At 44.1% G+C, this 20,234-nt stretch carries 14 protein-coding genes and 1 pseudogene; 1 reads left to right on the forward strand and 14 read right to left on the reverse strand.

The annotated features are described in order from the left end of the window. Positions 1–32: 32 nt before the first annotated feature. From L1D23_RS04330 to L1D23_RS04375, 10 genes are all read right to left on the reverse strand, one after another. Positions 33–524: a DUF3015 family protein gene (locus L1D23_RS04330; protein WP_239864430.1), complete on the reverse strand. Its 492-nt coding sequence runs from the start codon at positions 522–524 to the stop codon at positions 33–35. Positions 525–586: 62 nt separating this feature from the next. After that, on the reverse strand, positions 587–1,144 hold the full coding sequence (locus L1D23_RS04335) for a sugar O-acetyltransferase (RefSeq protein ID WP_239864432.1): 558 nt from the start codon (positions 1,142–1,144) through the stop codon (positions 587–589). Then, a complete protein-coding gene (locus L1D23_RS04340; RefSeq protein ID WP_239864434.1) occupies positions 1,144–3,069 on the reverse strand; it encodes an alpha-amylase family protein in 1,926 nt (641 codons plus the stop codon). The genes L1D23_RS04335 and L1D23_RS04340 overlap by 1 nt, the downstream gene beginning before the upstream one ends. Before the next feature lie 59 nt (positions 3,070–3,128). After that, positions 3,129–4,649, reverse strand: a complete 1,521-nt coding sequence (locus L1D23_RS04345) for a trehalase family glycosidase (protein ID WP_239864436.1) — start codon at positions 4,647–4,649, stop codon at positions 3,129–3,131. Continuing rightward, positions 4,649–6,964 (reverse strand): glycoside hydrolase family 3 C-terminal domain-containing protein, encoded by a 2,316-nt coding sequence (locus L1D23_RS04350; protein WP_239864438.1) that lies wholly within the window; start codon positions 6,962–6,964, stop codon positions 4,649–4,651. Before L1D23_RS04350 ends, L1D23_RS04345 begins: the two co-directional genes overlap by 1 nt. A 14-nt stretch (positions 6,965–6,978) precedes the next feature. Continuing rightward, positions 6,979–8,103, reverse strand: a complete 1,125-nt coding sequence (gene ugpC, locus L1D23_RS04355; RefSeq protein ID WP_239864440.1) for a sn-glycerol-3-phosphate ABC transporter ATP-binding protein UgpC — start codon at positions 8,101–8,103, stop codon at positions 6,979–6,981. Positions 8,104–8,182: 79 nt separating this feature from the next. After that, a complete protein-coding gene (locus tag L1D23_RS04360; protein WP_239864442.1) occupies positions 8,183–8,995 on the reverse strand; it encodes a carbohydrate ABC transporter permease in 813 nt (270 codons plus the stop codon). Positions 8,996–8,999: 4 nt separating this feature from the next. Next, positions 9,000–9,875, reverse strand: a complete 876-nt coding sequence (locus tag L1D23_RS04365) for a sugar ABC transporter permease (protein ID WP_239864444.1) — start codon at positions 9,873–9,875, stop codon at positions 9,000–9,002. 74 nt (positions 9,876–9,949) lie between these two features. After that, on the reverse strand, positions 9,950–11,224 hold the full coding sequence (locus L1D23_RS04370; RefSeq protein ID WP_239864446.1) for an extracellular solute-binding protein: 1,275 nt from the start codon (positions 11,222–11,224) through the stop codon (positions 9,950–9,952). A 604-nt stretch (positions 11,225–11,828) separates the two neighbouring features. Next, entirely contained in the window at positions 11,829–12,674 is an 846-nt protein-coding gene (locus L1D23_RS04375) for a hypothetical protein (RefSeq protein ID WP_239864447.1), read from the reverse strand. Positions 12,675–13,122: 448 nt separating this feature from the next. On the opposite strand from L1D23_RS04375, the gene L1D23_RS04380 reads away from it, so the two are divergent. Beyond that, on the forward strand, positions 13,123–14,088 hold the full coding sequence (locus L1D23_RS04380) for a LacI family DNA-binding transcriptional regulator (RefSeq protein WP_239864448.1): 966 nt from the start codon (positions 13,123–13,125) through the stop codon (positions 14,086–14,088). Between the two features lie 202 nt (positions 14,089–14,290). On the opposite strand, the gene L1D23_RS04385 is transcribed toward L1D23_RS04380, so the two are convergent. The 4 genes and pseudogenes from L1D23_RS04385 to ugpC (L1D23_RS04400) form a co-directional block, all read right to left on the reverse strand. Next, a complete protein-coding gene (locus L1D23_RS04385; RefSeq protein WP_239864449.1) occupies positions 14,291–16,249 on the reverse strand; it encodes an alpha-amylase family protein in 1,959 nt (652 codons plus the stop codon). Further along, positions 16,243–17,811 carry a glycoside hydrolase family 32 protein gene (locus L1D23_RS04390; RefSeq protein WP_239864450.1) on the reverse strand — a complete coding sequence of 523 codons (1,569 nt, stop codon included), beginning with the start codon at positions 17,809–17,811 and terminating at the stop codon, positions 16,243–16,245. Before L1D23_RS04390 ends, L1D23_RS04385 begins: the two co-directional genes overlap by 7 nt. Before the next feature lie 71 nt (positions 17,812–17,882). Continuing rightward, a complete protein-coding gene (locus tag L1D23_RS04395; RefSeq protein ID WP_239864451.1) occupies positions 17,883–18,893 on the reverse strand; it encodes an OmpG porin family protein in 1,011 nt (336 codons plus the stop codon). A 182-nt stretch (positions 18,894–19,075) separates the two neighbouring features. Further along, positions 19,076–20,209: pseudogene (ugpC, locus tag L1D23_RS04400) on the reverse strand (sn-glycerol-3-phosphate ABC transporter ATP-binding protein UgpC). Positions 20,210–20,234 lie beyond the last annotated feature (25 nt).

The raw sequence follows: 20,234 nt of genomic DNA on the forward strand, positions 1-20,234 counted from the left end.
ACCATAACACACCACCCGTTTGTTAGTGTGGTTTAAGATGCCGAGCACTGTTGTGAAGCATGTTTTACCACTATACGGTAATAACTATCAGCCTTTTCGTGATGGGGCATTTCAGCATAGTTATCCTTGGCCAATACTTTTGCGAAATCGCTCCGTACTCCTTGACGTACCAGTTGTTGCTCTGTTTGTCCGCACCCAAGAATGTTCAACATCGCCATCATATGTTCACCTTCCCCCTGTACCGTTTCTCGTTCCAGTTCTGGGTAGGCTCTGTCGATAAATTGAGCGGCAGCATAAAATGGCCCCGAACAAGAGGCTGGGGTGGAATAGTAAGAGATCGATGCCGTAGTACCTAAGTCCCATGTCACGTTAGTAGTGACAGCCAACCAGCCATTTGCATAACCATTGGCAATCCAGTGCCCCAAGCCACACCCTTTATAGATGCCATCTAGGGAAGCATTGGCGTGTGGCAGGTAAGCAACAGAGCTTAGCAGCAAACCCAATGAAATAAATATCCTTTTCATACTACCTCCTATATTTACCCAGCCGTTTAAATATAGACAAGCAATATTAATATTACTTATTTTTATTGCTTAATTGGTTTTATTACTTTACAAGGGTTTCCTGCCGCAACGACGTTAGGTGGAATATCTTTCGTCACCACACTGCCTGCACCGATCACACTGTTCTCACCAATGGATACGCCCGGACAGACGATAACACCGCCACCCAGCCATACATTGTCGCCAATGGTAATAGGCGTGCCAAACTCCACCCCCTCTTCTACCCGACCTTTAACATCTAATGGGTGACCAGCGGTATAGATTTGTACATTCGGTGCAAACAATACGTTGTCACCGATACGAACTTCTGCAACGTCTAGCACAACACAGTTAAAGTTGGCGTAGAAGTTTTTACCCAACTTAATGTTGGAGCCATAATCGCAGCGAAATGGTGGTTCTAAGAAAGCACCTTCAGAGCCTGGAATTAGGGTGTCTATTGCATCGCGCCATTCAGCCGTATCAGGAATGCTATTATTGAGCTTTTGCAATACTTTGCGACATTCAATACGCTCGCCATAAAGTTGCTTGTCCCATGCATCATAGGGCTCACCAGCGAGCATTTTTTCTTTTTCACTTCTCATTACGCATTTACCTTTAACCACAGCACATCGTAGGCTGATAAAACAATCTCATCGCCGAGGAAAGACTTGCCAGAAAGCAGGTCCTTCGTCTGTCGAGTGCCCAAAATATCGCATATTGATGCAGGGATTGTTTGCTCCATTTCACCAAAATTACACAGAGCGAGAAGTCGCTCACCCTTTGCGTTAGTACGGCAGTAAGCAAAAAGTTGCGAACGATAAGTTTCTAGAATTTCTGTTTTGGCATTCCCTAACTCTGGGTGATTTTGGCGTAAAGCTATCATCTGTTTTAGTTCTTGATTAATACGGTGTTGATAACTCCCTTTTTGCTCAGCAAGTTCAACTGCCGCTGGCGAAATAGCAGGACGATTTACCCAGCGTGCATCATCGCGTTTGAACTTATCATTCAAGTAGCTGTGGTCATTTAAAATACCCAGTTCGTCTCCTTGGTAAATCAACGGAATACCACCGATGCTAAGGTTGATGCTGTTAAGCAAGCGGATACGCTTCAAAGCATGTTCAATCGCTTGTGCATCATCTGTGTCTATCGCTTTTTCTAAACCCGCTAGAGATGCTAATGAGCCACACACGCGGCAATCACCCGTCGTCGGGTTTTCTTGGAATGGCACACCTTGTGAGAATGAGCCTTCAAACTTGCCGGTATAGAACTGATTCAAAAAGCGGCGGTGATCATAGCCGTTAATGCCTTGCTGCTCTGCCACCGCATCATCAAATGTCCAGCCAATATCATCGTGACAACGAATGTAGTTGACCCATGAACATTGGTCTGAAATCTCGAAGCTTTTCTTTAGAGATGCTGTCAGGAGCTTGGTTTCACGTGTTGCCAAGCTCTCCCACATCAATGCCATCATCAGTGGGTTGTAGGATAACTGACACTCTTGCTTGTCGATGTACTGTGCCACTTCGTCAGGGTGAACAATCGCTTCTGATTTGAACAACACAGCAGGTGCTGCGATCTGTAAACAGGTGTTGAAACACTGAATCAGCGTGTGTGCTTTCGGCAAGCTTTCGCATTGGGTCCATTTCTCTTTCCAAATGAACGCGAGCGCATCAAGACGTAGCCCTTCACAACCAATATTGGCGAGGAACAACATTTCATCGGTAATGGCGTTAAACACCGCTGGATTTGAGTAGTTGAGATCCCATTGGAAGCTGTTGAATGTGGTCCAAACGTACTTCTCTACATCCTCTAAGAATGTAAAGCTGCCACGGCGAACGGTTGGGAAGATCTCTCGGCAGGTTTGGTTATACTCATCCACTTCCTTTTTATCGGTGAAGAAGTAATAAAAATCTTCAAACTCAGGATTACCTTTGCGCGCCTCAACCGCCCATTTGTGCTCATCAGAGGTATGATTGAATACAAAATCCAGCACCAAACTGATGCCTTCATCACTCAACGCCTCAGCGAGCTGCGCCAGATCTTTCTCCGTACCCAGTTTGGGATCCACTTTGCGGTAGTCCGATACCGCATAGCCACCATCGCTATCCCCTTCGGGCGCTTTGTAGAGCGGCATCAGATGCAGATAGTTAACACCCAGTGATTTTAGGTAAGGAATTTTCTGCTTCAGCTTCTGCAAGTCTCCAGCAAACAGATCCACATACACGGCCATGCCGAGCATCTTTTCACTACGATACCAAGCTGGATCTTTAAGTCGTTTCTCATCCAGGTTTTTCCATTTACGCTTACGACTAGAAAAGGCCTTGGCAAGCACCACCACCAGATTTTGTAGGTGCAAGAAAAAATCATAACGTTCGCCGTAAAGCGTGTGCAGTTGCCCAACCAAAGATGGGAAATGCTGTGCTAGGCGTTCAAGAAACACCTTTTCGTCTTTTTTGGTGAATTTAGGTAGCTCTACTGAATCAAGCACTTGTTGGAGAGCTTGTTGGGTTTGCTTTTCATTTAACATGGCATTTTTAATACTTAAATGGACTACTTAACAGGAGTAGGTGGGAAACCCACCTACTTTTATTCGATCACTTCAATTTCAATATCAAGGTCTGTGGTAACCGTAACGCGAGAGCCAGTGCTCTTTGCTTTCGCGGCAACATGAATGTCGACTTGACCTAATGGACCAAACTGCAATTGAGTTATCGCATACTCATCAGCAAGTTTGGGACGAATAACAAGCTTGTTATTCGGAACATCGATCTTAATGCCAAACACAAACTCGATCAGAATGCTGACTAAACTTAACCCTGTCCAACCAACAAAATCACTTTTCGCAGGTGTTCCTTGTTGAATAATCTCTGGAGCATAGTTTTCCCATAACGTTCCTGTCTGAGAAAAAACCTTAGCTACATGGGCAACATGATTGGTGGCGATATCAAATGCAAGATCGTGGAACCCCTTCTCTTCAAGTCCTTTGAGCACCATATAGTTAGTCGGTGCCCATACACCACCACGCCAATAATCGCCAGTTTGTGTATAGTGTTCGCAATCTGCAGACATCGTGGGTATTCGATGCGGTCTTTTGAAACTGTTCTCGTCATTAAGATGAGCAACAAACGGTGCTAATCGCTCATCGGGAACCATATCCGTCAATAGCGCCCAATAAGGAGCAATCGATTTAATCGATGAGAAAGAACCATCACGCAAAGTATCAAAATAAAACTGGCGAGATTCATCCCACATTTTCTCGTTAACAACCTGCTTGAGGTTTTCCACTTCTGCTTCAATATCAGACAGATTCTCATCAGTATTTAACTCTTCCTGCATTTTAAGCAGTAAAGTAGCGGACAAATATTGATGCAAAGTCACATCAATCCATGATGAGTGGCTATGATGTGAATAATCGTACTTTTTCTTATCGACCCTCAGTTGGTTGTCCATACCACATGACCAGCCACATCCCCAATACGTCCCATCTTTCCAAGTACGGTTGTCTGCAATCCACCGATGAAGCGCCAAAATAGGAACAAAAACATCACTTAATCGCTGTTTATCACCCATTTGTTGATAATGTTGCCACTCCGCCCATGGCAAGATATTCGGCCCTGTAGAGCTCGGGTCATGACGGTGAAAATGGTTCTGACCTGTTTCAATTGACAGCTCACGTCCGATAAAACCATCAAGCATCTGCTTAGCATACAGATTGTCTAACGTCCCAATAAAAGGGAATAAATGGTGAGCATATTTACCAAACATGGTAATGAACGCACTGTCCCACATGAACAAATGACCATTAAATGCCGTGTCAATAAAGTTAGAGACAAACCCATTCTCTCGCGTAGGTTGACGCAGGTTACTGAACGCAATTTGCCAAGTTTTCCAATATCCTGCGACCACATCAGGGCTAGAATCCCACTCAATGACTGGTAATTTATCTTGTATCTGCTCAAAACTTGGCAGAGGTCTGTCCTCTGCTTCCTTGCCAATAAAAACATTGTCACCGCGTACTTCAGAGTCAACATACAGCTCCACGAAATTGGTCTGTTTCTGCTCATGAACAATGGCAATGCCTTTTTCTGCTTCGTCCATCCAGCCCATTACACTACCTCTTCAAAGTCAGCTACTTGCATAGTTAACGTATCTAACGCTTGCTCAAGCTCTGATTCAGTGAACTTCGATTTACAGAACAACACCATATTTTTGATTGGGAAGAATGAAATCACCGTTTCTGCGAAGTTCTCGTCATTATCACCAAGATTGAAATCGATCCCTGAATGCTCAATAAAATACTCTATCAGCTCATCAGCATACGCTTTCGTTGCCGGATGAGCACGCAGCTCACCAAAGGTGGTATTGGGATGAACAATAAACGGAATTTTTGTTGTCGACTCAACACTGACGGTTTCCGTTAGTCTAATATCCTGGCATGAGGCTCCAATACGAATATCAAACTGACCACTTTGAACACGCCAGTCTGCTAACTTTTCATCAAAGAAGGCAAAACTACGTTTGTCTAGTACGAAATGCGCCGTTTGAGTCTCGCCAGCACGTAGGCTGAGCTTCTCAAACCCTTTTAATTCAATGTCTGGCCGTAATACTTCCGATTGATGATCTGAGATATAAAGCTGTACCACTTCTTTCGCGTCAATATCACCACTATTCGTGACATCAACCGACACTTGTAGCGTCTGATCATCACGAATATGACGTTGCGAAAGGCGCAGGTTGTGGTATTTGAAGTGGCTGTAGCTTAAACCATGGCCGAACGGAAATAGCACAGGCAACTTCTTGGTTTCAAAGAAACGATAACCAACGTAAATCCCTTCACGATACGTGACTTCATAGCCCTCACCTGGAAAATACTCATAACTTGAAGTGTGCTCGAGTTTAAGTGGGAAAGTTTCTGCTAATTTGCCACTTGGGGATACCACTCCAAACAATACATCAGCAATGGCATCTCCCCCTGCCTGCCCCGGCAGGTAAGCTTCCAAAATGGCTTTAACTTCGTTGGCGAAAGGCATCTCTACCGGAGCCCCATTGTTTAGTACCACGACAACATTAGGGTTTACTTTAGTGATTTCTGCGATGAACTCTAGCTGGGCTTTCGGCAAGCTAAGGTGTGTTCGATCAATACCTTCCGTCTCATAACGCTCAGGTAAGCCGCCACAAATAACTACCTTGTCTTTGCTTGCAGCTAGGGCTTTAGCTTGCTCTAACTTAGCAGCATCACACTTTTCATCATAGATCCCAAAACCTTGCATGAACTCGAGAGATTGCGAGTACTGCTGCATTGAATCCCAAGTGCTCGTGACCTTCGTTGGATTAGTGTGCGAACTACCTCCCCCTTGATAACGAGGTGTTTGTGCAAACTCGCCCAATACCGCGATTGAATCACTTACTTTCAATGGGAGAACTTGCTGTTCATTCTTAAGCAGGACCATACTCTCATGGGCAATTTCCCGAGCAATTTCATGATGACGCTGGGCATCAAATCCTTCGACTTCTGGCAGATTGTATGTGGTACGCAGTATTAACATCAAAATACGACGAACTGACTCATCAAGCGCTAACATTAGCTCTGCATTACCCTCTAAAGCCGCTTCTACCTTTTTATCGTTGACACCGCCACATGAAGGCATCTCAAGATCCATGCTTGCTAGCAAGCCCTTAATGCGGCTGTTGGTTGCGCCCCAATCAGTTACTACCACACCATCCCAGTTCCACTGCTTGCGTAGTACCTCATTAAGCAGGAACTGACTCTCTGCGCCGTACTCTCCATTAACCTGATTGTAGGCACACATGATGGTATAAGGGTTAGCTTCTTTAACCGCTGTTTCAAAGCTTGCCAAATAAATTTCGTTCAATGTGCGCTGGTCAATTTTTGCATTAATTGTTAAACGTTTGGTCTCTTGGTTATTACAAGCAAAATGCTTCGCTGATGTACCAACGCCTACAGACTGCGCACCTTGAATGTAAGCTGCACCTAAGTGTGATGACAGATACGGGTCTTCAGACAAATACTCAAAATTGCGTCCGCATAATGGTGAGCGTTTGATATTCAGGCCAGGACCAAGGATGACATTGACACTTTCCGCACGGCACTCTATACCAATCGCACGACCTTGAGCATAAGCAAGTTCTCGGCTCCATGACGCCGCTAAACCAGCTTCCGAAGGAAAACAAGTGGCCGGTACACTCTCGTTTTGACCTAGGTGATCTTCTTTTTCACCTTGTTTACGTAAACCATGTGGGCCATCCGTTAGCATTAACTTAGGAATATTTAGTCGATCAACGTTTTGCGAATGCCAAAAGCCCGAGCCTGAAAGCAGCGAACATTTCTCACTGACCGTAAGTTCTTGCATCCATAATTCAACTTGCTGTTGTATGTCGATTTCTCGTGGCGTAATACTCATGCTACTTCTCGCCCTTACAGTGAAATATTTTGTTCAGTTTCCATATCGAAGATATGGCATTTATTCATGTCGATGCAGAATGTGTATTGATTACCCACATCACTTTCCCCTGCTTTTTCATGTGGAATCCGTGCACTACACGGCTGTCCATCAACTTCGAAGTAAATATTTTCTTCAAAGCCCATTCTCTCAAGGGTTAGGATCTCTTCTGTAAAACTGTTTTCTACACATTCAGGGTGCGTTTCCGCATTACCTATGTATTCAGGGCGAGAGCCAAACCATATCTCTTTTCCTACGTGAGTTTGTACTTTCGTAGCTTTTTCGGCTGGCAGGGTGAAACGATGTTTACCAAGTTCAACTGCGATATCACCTCCCTCTTGGACCAGTTTGGCTTTCATTAGATTCATCGCAGGGGAGCCAATGAAACCCGCTACAAACTTGTTGGCTGGGTAGTTATATAAATTCATTGGAGTATCCACCTGCATGATGCGCCCTTGGTTAAGCACACAGATACGGTCACCCATAGTCATCGATTCTACCTGATCATGAGTCACGTATATCATGGTGGCTGGCTGACCTGATTTCTTTAACTCTCTATGTAAACTGGTAATACGTACACGCATCGAGACACGTAGCTTAGCGTCTAAATTTGATAATGGTTCATCGAATAAAAACACATCGGGCTTACGCACAATGGCTCGTCCGACCGCAACACGCTGACGTTGCCCTCCCGACATTTCTGAAGGTTTGCGATCAAGGAGGTCTGTGATTTGAAGTTTTTCTGCCGCTTCGCGCACCCGTTGATCGATCTCGTTTTTAGGTAACTTCGCCACTTTAAGACCAAATGACATGTTGTCATACACTGTCATATGTGGATACAGAGCGTAATCTTGGAACACCATAGCAATACCACGGTCTTTCGATGGCACATCATTCATGCACCGACCACCAATGTGTAGCTCACCTCCCGAAATACTCTCCAACCCAGCGATCATGCGAAGTGTAGTGGATTTTGCACAGCCTGATGGGCCGACAAAGACCATGAACTCACCTTCTTTGATATCGAGATCAATGCCATGCACGGCCTTAAAACCGTTGTCATACTGTTTTTCAATGCCCTTAAGGGTTACTGCTGCCATAGTTTTACCTATCAATTTTTCTAAGCGTGCCGCCAACTCGCCTCACGCATCAATTTGTATAAAAAGTGGTTAGTACTGGTTACTTCACAGCACCATCGGTAATGCCGCTAACAATCTGACGTTGCATGATCAAATAGAAAATGATGATCGGCACGATAGAAAGCACAAGACCAGCCATCGCTAAACCATAGTTACTGGTGTACTTACCAAAGAAGCTATAAGTCATCAGGGGCAACGTGCGATCATCTTGGTGTAGCGTTAATGAAGGCAATAGGTAATCATTCCATAACCACAGCGCATTCAGCACTAACATAGTGGCCGTAATTGGCTTGAGCTGCGGGAAGATAATTTTCCAAAATACCGTAAACTTACTGGCTCCTTCGATCGCACCTGATTCGTCAAGAGACTTAGGGATCTTCGCGATGAAACTGCGATACATGAAAGTAGACAGTGCGACGCCGAAACCGAGATAGAAGTAAACCAATGGTACCTTTCCGTTCAAAAAGCCTATCTTTCCAAATAAACTAACAAACGGGATCATGACCGCCTGAAAAGGAATGATCATAGAACCTACTAACACGTAGAAAATGATGTTCTTAAATTTGCTTGGCTCACGTTCTAGATAATACGCCAGCATCGCAGGGAAAACAGTTAACACCACTAAGCCCAGTATCGTGATATAGAGCGAGTTACTAACGGCACTCAGAAAGTCCATACGGACAAAGGCTTCAACAAAGTTATCGAAATTAAACTCTGTCGGTAGTGCGAGTGGATTCTTTAAGATTTCGAACTTGGTTTTTAATGAGTTAATAATAAGGATGGCAAAAGGAAAAACATAAATTAATGCCAAAACTAACGTGACAACAAACACGCCTCGAGATTTGCTTTTCATCACTTTAAACCTCTTTCTTCTTGGTGAAGTAGACTTGTGCCAACGCCACAATCACGACCACAACAAATAGCAAGATCGCTTTTGCCTGTGCTGTTCCGTAGTTTTGGTATAGAAATGCTTCGTTGTAGATATTTAATGTCAGTAATTCTGTAGAGCGATATGGTCCACCATTGGTCAGAGCCAAGTTGACATCAAACATCATAAATGCGTTCTTAAGGGTTAAAAACAGACAGATAGTGAACGACTGCATCATCATTGGGATCTTGATAGCACGAAGGATTTGACCTTTACTTGCTCCATCAATGCTGGCCGCTTCAAGCAAAGACTTTTGAACACCCATAATGCCAGCAATGTAGATCAACATCATATAACCTGACTGCTGCCATACACTGACAATCACTAATGCCCAGAATGCTTTATCTGGCTCAGATAACCATGGTTCTAGCAACAGCTCAAAGCCTGTAATATCACCCACCGTGACAAAAATTCGATTAAAGATAAACTGCCAGATAAAGCCCAGCAAAATACCGCCAATCAAGTTTGGCATAAAGAATACTGAACGCAGTCCATTTTGGCCTTTGATTCCTGATGTAATCAGTAATGCTAAGCCAAAACCAATAATGTTAGTAAACACCAAGCAGTAGAGAACATATTTAAGTGTTGTGGTAAAGATCTTGAGAAAGTTTTCATCACTAAATGCATCCACGTAATTTTGTAGGCCAACAAACTCACCAAAACTAAAGCCATTCCAGTTGGTAAAAGTCAGCACAATACCCATGATAAACGGGATAAACAGCACTGTAGTGAAAGCAAATAAAGGGATAAATGCGAAGGTAAAGAAGTCCTTCACACCATCTTTGCGTATGGTGCTAAACAGCATAATAAATGTCCTAAATAAAGCGTAGAAACCGCTTGACGGTAATGACAGGCAGGAGCCTGCCTGTTTTAACAAGATTATTTAGAAGTCCAGTACTTCTCTAATTCTCCAGCAAGCGCGGGCCGGTCAATCACGTCTCCTAAATATTTCTGCATAGATGCCCCCATAGACGGGAAAGCATCACCTGGATAATACATGTTAATCCAGTTAAGCGTTTCGCCCGCTTGCATTTTAGCTAATATTGTCCGTGACAACTCATCAGCAGGCTCGATTGTGATATTTTCATATACAGGAATGAAATTCATCTTGTTCACATAAGCGTCAATTCCCGCTTCTGATGTAAACAACCAATTCAAAAAATCTTGTGCTCCCTCACGCTCTGCTTCTGTTGATTGAGCAGCATCAATCGTGAAATACATAGGAACACCAACAGAAAGGGCGTTGTTACCTTTGAAGTCTTCGTCATTGTTAACTGGAACAGGTAAAATGCCAAACTCTCCATCGGCATTTAATTCATTCAAAATTGCGTAAGCCCAATTGCCTTGGAACCACATACCGACTTGGCCTTGTGCCAAAGCCATGGCACTCTCATCATAGGTTGGTGCTAATGGCGAACGCTTCGAACGGTTGTATTCTTTCATCAGGTCAAAAGTGTCCACCCAACCGTTGTAGACATCATTTTTTTGCAGAGAGATTTCACCAGCTTTAATGGCTTCAAGTGCTTCAAGATTAGCAGCAAGCCCATTGCCTTGGTTAGCAAACAGTACATTGGAGAAATGCGCCCCAAGCGACCAATCCATAGGTGAAACACTCACGGCATCAACATTATCTAAAGCCGAGATTTGTTCAAAAAGTTTAGCTAGCTTCTCCTGAGTATTAATGGTTGAAGGGTTAAACTCTCCTCCAACCGCTTGGTCCAGAACCGCTTTGTTATATAAAAAACCAAACGACTCAACAGTGATTGGCACCCCCAATACACGCTCACCATCTTTTACTACATCATAGGTGCCTGGATACGCATTTTTAATCAGTTCTGATTGGCTAAAATCCATAAGCCTATCTTTCAACTCTTGGGCTTCTTGCCCCATTACCATAATAGTTGGTGCATTATTTGATGCGTACAAAGCCGTCATTTTTTCATAAGTATTACCATCAATCGGTAGAGAAACAATCTCATACTCACTTTGCGAGGCATTATAAGTCTCCAATGCCTGTTCGAAATGAGGGCCAATCTCAGCTTTAATAGTGCCCAAGATGGTCACTTGTGTTCTATCCGATGACGAAGAAGTATGTTCTCCCCCACATCCGGCCAGTAAAAGAGTAGGAACGAGTAGGACAAGTGCCTGTTTCATAGTTTTGCTCCGTTAGTCTCGATTTTTATCGTTTTAATCTTTCTTCACACTGACGAGTATAACCATATTCCGATGCCATTCTGTGATCTCCAACAAATTACGTAACCGGTTACGTAAAAACAAATCATGTACGTGACAATGATCACACACTCAAATAAGCACCCAGCTTACAACCACTGCGAACGCCTAGTTCAAAGCGTGCTATAACTAGAGCTACCACCAAACGACAACCCATACTTAATATAATTAAATCAATAGGATAAATAATATTTCAATTGATTTAATGTCACTGTATATTTGACTTAAAAGAGACAGGCTTCTAGCCTTAGGATAGAAAATAGAACGGAGTAATAAAATGAAAGCACTCACAGTGGCGATACTTTTCACCATTTATGCGGGCAGTAGCATAGCCACGGAGATCAAGGATATAAAAAATGCTCAACTCCCTCAATTCGCTTACTGCCAAAAACTTGTTCAACATAAACACTACTGGTGCTTTGCCAATAAAGGCATAGTTATAAAAAACAATCCTACCCTAGCTAATAAGTGATTATATTCCTTCCGTTGTATATATCACAACGGAAGGATTAATAGGGTTCGGATATTAGTAAGCTAACCCAAATTTTGCAAAGTAGTTGTTTCCACTAGTATTATTATATGACTTATCCCAGTTATATACTGAAAACTCTGATATTAGTGCAAAAGTATCATTAAGCTTCATATTATATCCAATAATATATTTCATATAATCGCCATCGACATTGCTATCTTCGTGGTCCCCTTGCTGACCAATTTCGACTTTAGCCCAAAGCATTTTTTCACCATCAAAGGTATAAGCAATATTGGGTCTAACGGCAAACTCTGTATAAGTTGCTTCCTGTAATCCATGTGCATAAAATAGCTCAGCACCTATAGTAACATTCTCGCTTATTTCATACATTGGATGAACAAGATTTTCATTTACTCCTTCTTTACCTCCATCCCAATGCTTTAAGAGCACTTCACTATAAACACTTACATCATTATCAAACTTCTTAAATAAGAATGGCTTAAACCAATATGAGCTACCATCCTCTCCGACTGAGCCATAAGCAAACTCGCTACCAATATTCAATGAGTCACTTATCGAAATCTCATAGGTGGGTTTTATTTCCAATTCCGTCGCGTGAGTGGTTTCTGAATCAGAAGGATTATTTTGAAAAGTTGCTGCCAGTATACCCATTCTCCAGTTTGTATTTGGAATGGTGACAGCACCATCAATAAATACTTGCTTACTGAATAACTCTGTAGTTCCGTCATCATTGTCGAAGTACTCGAATTCCAGACCGGAAAAGTTATATATGGTTGCAGCTTCTGTTACTCCATCAAAGTTCAAGGTTGCAGAAAAGGTCGAAGAAGAAGTAAGTAATGCTCCCACTGAAAATAATTTTGCTAGAGTTTTTTTATTCACATTATTCATAGTTAATTTATGAGCCTATAAATATAAGTTTAATTTGTTAATATTTAAATATCACGAGTTACAATTTAGGAATTAAGTAATATATGATTTTAATATTACCTTTAAGACAATATAAACCTTCAGGGAGTGTATAAATCCACCGAACTATGTTTGCATTAGAGCGTCCTAATCAATCCAGTTTGCATTTTTAAGTTATCAGAACCACTAAAGTCTGATCTGTGATGATGAACACACAACGTAACCGGTTACTTACAAATAAGTAAATAATGTGACAAAAGTTCAAATTTCAGGCGAGGATTTGATATCAACACAGGAAAAAGACAATAAATACGCTCATTTAAATTTATTGTGCTCAAAATCAAGTAATCGGTTTCTCATGATTGTGAAACCGATTACTCATGTTATAGTGACCACAAATTCAGAGCCTTAAAAAGCGGTTATGACTCAAGAACCCAAACTCAACATAAAAAAAGTGGCCGAAATTGCCGGCGTGTCCGTCGCATCTGTTAGTCGATCACTCAATGGCAAAGGTGGTATCAGTGAGTCCACACGACAGAAAGTGCTGGATACCTGTAAAGCTCTTAATTACAACCCAAGTCTAACTGCTCGTAAGTTGTCGAGCGGAAAAGATATCAGTATCGCCATCCTTCTAAGTCGTAACGACACACAACTTTCTCCATACATGACATTGATGTATAGCAATCTACTGGATGAATTAAACAAACGAGGTTTAGCTCCAGAAATCGTCTATCACGAAGAAGTCGATACCATTAAACAGCGTGCTTGTGGGTGTATTGTCATTGATGCGACGGAAGGAGATGAGCGCCTTGCTTCATTAAAACAACAACAAGTGCCTTATGTTAACGTCGGCAAAAAAGTCGATGGTTGGTGGGTCGCGCCAGATGAATACATGGGGATCAGACAAATCACCCTTAACTTGGTAAATAAAGGTAAAAAACGCATTGCCTTTGTTATTGCAAGAGATAATAACCCTGTAGAAGAAAGCTTGCGTTTTCAAGGATATAAGAGTGCTTTGGATAGTGTTGGTCTACCGAGCAAAGCGATTATATTTGAAGGTAGGCATTTCCAAGGAATGCATGCTTGCTCCTATTTTTTCCGCAATCCTGAGTTATTGGATCAATTTGATGCGTTTGTTTGTCATTCTGATGAAATTGCTCTTGGTGTCGCAGAATCAATAAGTACTCAGAATCGAGCTATCCCAGATGACATCGCCATTACAGGTTTTGACGATCTACCAGTGGTATCAACCGATCTGACAACCGTTCGTCAAGATTTGGCTCATATTGCCAGCAAAGCCGTTGAATGCCTCGACTTAGCAAAAACCGGACAAGAACCTTTTGGCGTTATTAGTCCTGTCGAAGTGATTTCCCGCCTAACGGGTTAATGATTAATATTGCTCACTCTAGACTGGAAAGGGCATATACAAACTAAAACGCGATACCAATCGGTATCGCGTTTTTTGTTTTTAGAACTTAGTGTTTAGGCCAGCTTTCTCTGGAGCGAATGTAACGTTGGCAAAGCCGTCATGGCCCCTTTCTGCGGCGTCACCAGTCACTCAAACTCGGTTTGAAGTCACCTCTTTCATACTATTTGCTACCTTCACATAGCTCTAACCAAAGCACATCGTAAGCCGCTAGCTCTAACAGGTCGCCAGTCATACGATTACCTGTCAGCTTATCGACAACTTGTGCTTGTTTGCAGCCTTGGTTCTTATCAGCATGTAAGATGTCGCAAATCGAAACAGGCAAAGTTTGCGTATGCTCGCTGAAATTACAAATTGCCAGAAGCTTACTGCCATTTTCATGTTCGCGGCAGTAAGCAAACAGATGCGGGCGATAGGTGTCCAAAATTTGCGTTTTCGCTAAACCAAACACTTCGTTGGTTTTGCGTAGTTTGATCATATGGTTAAGATCAGAATAAACGCGATTTTGATAAGTACCAAGAGTATTAGCCAACTCGACCGAATCTGGCGTGATTTCTGGACGATTAACCCAGCGTGCGTCTTCGCGTTTGAACTCATCACCTAGGTAGCTGTGGTCATTTAAAATGCCGAGCTCGTCTCCCTGATAAATCAACGGAATACCACCTATGCTAAGGTTGATGCTGTTCAATAGACGAATACGTTTAAGTGCAAATTCGATTGCTTGTGAATCGTCAGCTTCAATCGCTTTTTCTAAGCCCGCTAGAGATGCTAACGAGCCGCACACTCTACAATCTCCCGTAGTCGGGTTTTCTTGAAACGGCACGCCCTGAGAGAATGCCCCCTCAAACTTGCCGGTATAGAACTGATTTAGGAAGCGGCGGTGATCATAGCCGTTAATGCCAAGCTGCTCAGCTACAGCATCATCAAACGTCCAGCCAATATCATCGTGACAACGAATGTAGTTCACCCATGAACACTGGTCTGAGATCTCGAAGCTTTTCGTTAGAGATGCTGTCAGTAGCTTGGTTTCACGCGTAGCTAAGCTTTCCCACATCAGCGCCATCATTAATGGGTTGTAGGACAACTGACATTCTTGTTTGTCGATATACTGTGCCACTTCGTCTGGGTGCACAATCGCTTCTGATTTGAACAACACAGCAGGCGCTGCGATCTGCAAACAAGTGTTGAAACACTGAATCAAGGTGTGTGCCTTCGGCAGGCTCTCACATTGAGTCCATTTCTCTTTCCAGATGAACGCGAGCGCATCAAGGCGTAAGCCTTCACAGCCGATGTTGGCGAGGAACAGCATTTCATCGGTAATGGCGTTAAACACCGCTGGGTTTGAATAGTTGAGATCCCATTGGAAGCTGTTGAATGTCGTCCAAACGTACTTCTCTACATCCTCTAAGAATGTAAAACTGCCACGGCGAACGGTTGGGAAGATCTCGCGGCAGGTTTGGTTGTACTCATCCACTTCCTTTTTATCGGTGAAGAAGTAGTAAAAGTCTTCAAACTCAGGGTTACCCTTACGTGCTTGCTCTGCCCAGTAGTGTTCATCTGAGGTGTGATTGAACACGAAATCCAACACTAGGCTAATGCCTTCATCACTCAACGCCTCAGCGAGCTGTGCCAGATCTTTCTCCGTGCCCAGTTTGGGCTCCACCTTGCGGTAATCTGACACTGCATAACCACCATCGCTGTCTCCTTCTGGCGCTTTGTAAAGCGGCATCAGGTGCAGATAATTGATACCAAGTGACTTGAGGTACGGAATCTTCATTTGCAGATTTTTCAAATCACCAGCAAACAGGTCCACATACACAGCCATGCCGAGCATCTTTTCACTACGATACCAAGCTGGGTCTTTAAGTCGTTTCTCATCAAGGTTCTTCCACTTACGTTTACGACCAGAAAAGGCCTTGGCAAGCACTACCACCAGATTTTGTAGGTGCAAGAAAAAATCATAACGCTCGCCGTAAAGCGTGTGCAGTTGTCCGACTAAGGATGGAAAATGTTGCGCCAGACGTTCAAGAAACACCTTCTCGTCTTTCTTGGTCAGCTTTGGCAGCTCTACTGAATCAAGCACTTGTTGTAGTGCTTGCTTAGTTTGTAATTCGTTTAACATGTTTTCTCTCCTGCCAAGCTAGATACTTGAACGTTGCGAAGTGCTAGCGAGCCGCTATCCACGCTTAGGGCGACACTTGCTTGCGTCTCTTTGGCATAAACAAGGTTGGTAAAGCTGAATTGACCAGCGTTGATCAGTAGCTCGACCGAGCCTTTGTCGATCAACACTTCGACTTGGAATTCGTTATCAATCGGTAAGGTCACCCGATAGTCATGTGGGAAGTGTTTATCAATCCGTTCAGTGCCAAACTGACCGCGGCGCACTGAGCGCACCTCAACCCCTTGTTCTACGAGAACAAACTCAAAGTAAGCCGGATTATCTTGGTAAACATTCAAGTGCAACGTTTGTGTATCTTGTAGAGCCACATCCGCGCTGAACTTCATGACTTCTTGTTGGCTATACAGGCTAATCGCTTGTTCATCACTTGGCTCTGGCGTTTGTACATCAAGGCTTAACGCCTGATTAAGCTCTTTAACAAAACGTTGTCCTACGCGTAGCCCTGCTTTACCGTCAAACAGGAAGAGTTCACGAGGCATGGCCATCGAACTGCGGAACTGTTGAGTTGGCAGCTCAAGTGAGTACTGATGGTTGCTCATCCATGTGCTGACAATTCGGCGACCGTCTGCTTCGGGGATATCAGAAAGTGACTGAGTCGCGTAGTAATCACGACCGAAATCGAGCCACAATACACTCTCTGGATGGTTGTGATTGACGAAGATTTCGCCATCAAAGTCGCCGATAAAATACTGCGTACCAGCACCGCCACAGTGCGCACCCTCACCAATGCCAACCACCAACACCCAACGTGTTTCTTGTGAGCCTTCGATAGGCAGTTCAAACAAGTCTGGGCATTCCCACGGGCCTTTACTGTGGGCACCATGGCGGTAACCAAACTCGCTCACTAAACGCCAATCCAATAGGTTGGTAGAACGGTAGAACTCGATATGTTGCCCGCAAGACACCACCATCACCCACGCTTGGCTTTGCTCATGCCAAATCACCTTAGGATCACGGAAATCCGGATTACCACGTGCCGTGATGATCGGTGCTCCATCAGCATATTTTTTCCACGTTAACCCATCCTGGCTATAAGCAAGTGACTGCTGCTGAATTGGGTCTTCTACTTCAGTGCCATCAGCCAATGTCACTTTGGGTTGAATGAACGAAGTATAGAACGCCAATAAGCCTGGTTTGCCTGTCTCGAATAAACCCGAGGTGTTATGCCAATCAACAATTGCACTTCCCGAGAAACACATGCCAGATTCATCGGGATAAAGTGCGGGCTCAAGCTCTTGCCAATCAATCAGGTTGGTACTGATTTTGTGCCCCCAGTGCATTGGCCCCCAAACGGTGTCGCTTGGGTAATACTGGTAGAACTGGTGATAATGACCATTGAAGAACACTAATCCGTTTGGATCATTCATCCAACCCGAATCCGGTGTCATGTGAAGGTATGGGCGGTATTTTTCTGTCATTTTCCAACCTGTAAAGTCGTTGAATACGTCTGGGTTTGGTTCAAAAAAAGGAGCCGGACAGGCTCCAAACGGACTCAAAGCTGCCAATGTCAGTCCAAAACCAGAAATATTAAATGCAGTGGAAACTCTCCTCCTGAGTATCAGGAGGAGAGGTCATTTTAGAAGCTGTAGTTCACGCCAATCAGACCAAATGGCAGGGTGTTTTCGCCGTCTTGACCATCGCCGAACACCACATCAACTGTTTTGTAGCTGAACTCGCCAAATACGCTCCAGTTTTTCGAAATAGGATAGTTAGCCGAAGCACCTAGCTTGACGTAATCCTCAGAGTGTAAGCTTGCACCAGTACGGTCATTTTCTTTGTCGAACTTGCCGATTTCAGCGAAGAGAGCCGCGCTCCAGTGACCGAAGCTGTACCACATCCCCGGTTTAATGATGGTTTCCGTTTCAACTTCTTTATCGGCGTCACCTTTAGCATCCCAAACACCTTGTTGGTAGCGTAAGTTAATCCACGCTCCCATGTTTTCTGCGATCTTGAAGCCAAAGCCAGGTTCTAGCTCGTAGTAGTCAAAGTTTCCGAGGTTTTGCTTAATCTCGACGTGGTACAGAGCGTAGCCGTGAAAGTCTAGCCAATCGTTAATCTGGTATGAGCCAAATACTTTACCTTCAGGCGTGCTTCGCTTATCCGCGCTTTCCTGAGCGTATTTCACACCCCAACCGATGCTGCCATTATCAATGGCGTAAGATTTATTCAGGTATATCTCTGTAATGTCATTCACACCATCATGATCGGCACTAGACAGCTCTCCTGAGTAGTTAAACTCACGAGCCATGTAGAAGCCAAAATCCACACCTGCCCAGTCTTCGTGGCGGAAGTTGCCGTTCGCCAGTGAGTATTTGACTTTACCGCCATTGTTCAGCACTTCGCCGTTTTTGACTTCTTTCCACTGCTCGATTTCAACGTTGGTACCAATCGTACCGTGCAGTTTGCTGTCTTCACGAGGCTCAGCATTCAATGCTGTTAACAACTCAGCTTTCGAATACTCGTTTTCTAGCGCGCTCAGCTTGGCTTTCAGCTCAGCTTCTTCAGGGTTAATTTTTTCGTTGGCGATTGCCACGCCGGAAATTGTGAGTGCAAGAAGTACAGAGGATGCCACTACTGTCTTTTTCATGAGGTATACCTTATTATCTCAGTGTTACTGTCTGTCCCGCGCCAACGGGATAGTTTTTTTGATGCCTGCGCCAACAGGCATTAAGTGCACATTCAAATCAGTCGAAAGCTGAATTTTGAATGCAGTAATCCAGAGCCCGCCGCCAAGCGGGCTTTTTTATTGTTGTTATGATTTAGGGGTAACTAGCTGGCTTGCTGAATTTGCGGTGGAAGCGTTATCAGGTCATCAATGGTTTTACCACGCTTAAACGCCAGCCCTTTGCTATCGAAAAGATGACACTTCTCAGCAGGAATTCGGATATTTAGCCTTTGACCGATTTCAACGTGAACAGTCCCCGGCACACGCACCAAGACTTCCTGACCGCCACGAACTAGTGTGGTGTAAAGCAGCGACTCTGTTCCCAGACGTTCTAGACCTTCAACAATAACACCCACTCCCTTCTCATCGAGGTGGATATCTTCTGGTCTGATTCCCAAAGTCATTAGCGCGCCCTGTGTTGCAGCAGTCGCGTCAACATCGGCTTCAAATGTGTAATCACCCACTTCTACCCTTGCCTGATCGCCAGTCGCCTCAACCAATGTTGCGGGCAGCAAGTTCATTTTCGGCGATCCGATGAAACCAGCGACAAACAAAGTTTGTGGGAAGTAGTACAGCTCCAGAGGCGAGCCGACTTACTCTACCACACCGGCCCGAAGGACAACTATTTTATCCGCCAGCGTCATCGCTTCTACTTGATCGTGCGTGACATAAATAACCGTCGACTTCAGTTTCTGGTGATATTCCGCCAACTGTAGACGCATGCGAACACGCAGCGAAGCATCTAAGTTTGATAGCGGTTCATCAAGCAGGAACAGCTTAGGGTTGCGCACGATCGCTCGGCCAATCGCCACACGTTGACGTTGACCACCTGATAGCTGGCTAGGTTTCTGCTTCAGCAGGTTAGTCAGTTCCAGCATTTCCGCTACCTGGCGAACTGCTGAATCAATATCTTCTTTGCTTTTCTTCGCCAGTTTCAGGCCGAAAGCAACATTTTCGTAGACCGTCATATGCGGATAAAGCGCATAAGATTGGAACACCATGCCGATGCCACGGTCTGTAGGCGAAAGGTTGTTCACCACTTCACCATCTAAGCACATCTCTCCTGATGAAATCTCCTCCAAGCCAGCCACCATACGCAGCATGGTTGACTTACCACACCCTGATGGGCCAACGAATACCGTGAACTCTCCGTCTTCAATGGTCAGGTTGGCATCCTTGATGATGTGCGCACCATCAGGATAGATTTTATTGATGTTCTTCAGTTCTAAACGTGCCATTGTTCTACCTACGTCTTTAATGAGG

It is taken from the genome of Vibrio sp. Isolate24, from assembly GCF_022398215.1.
In the GTDB taxonomy this organism is placed as follows: domain Bacteria; phylum Pseudomonadota; class Gammaproteobacteria; order Enterobacterales; family Vibrionaceae; genus Vibrio; species Vibrio coralliilyticus_A.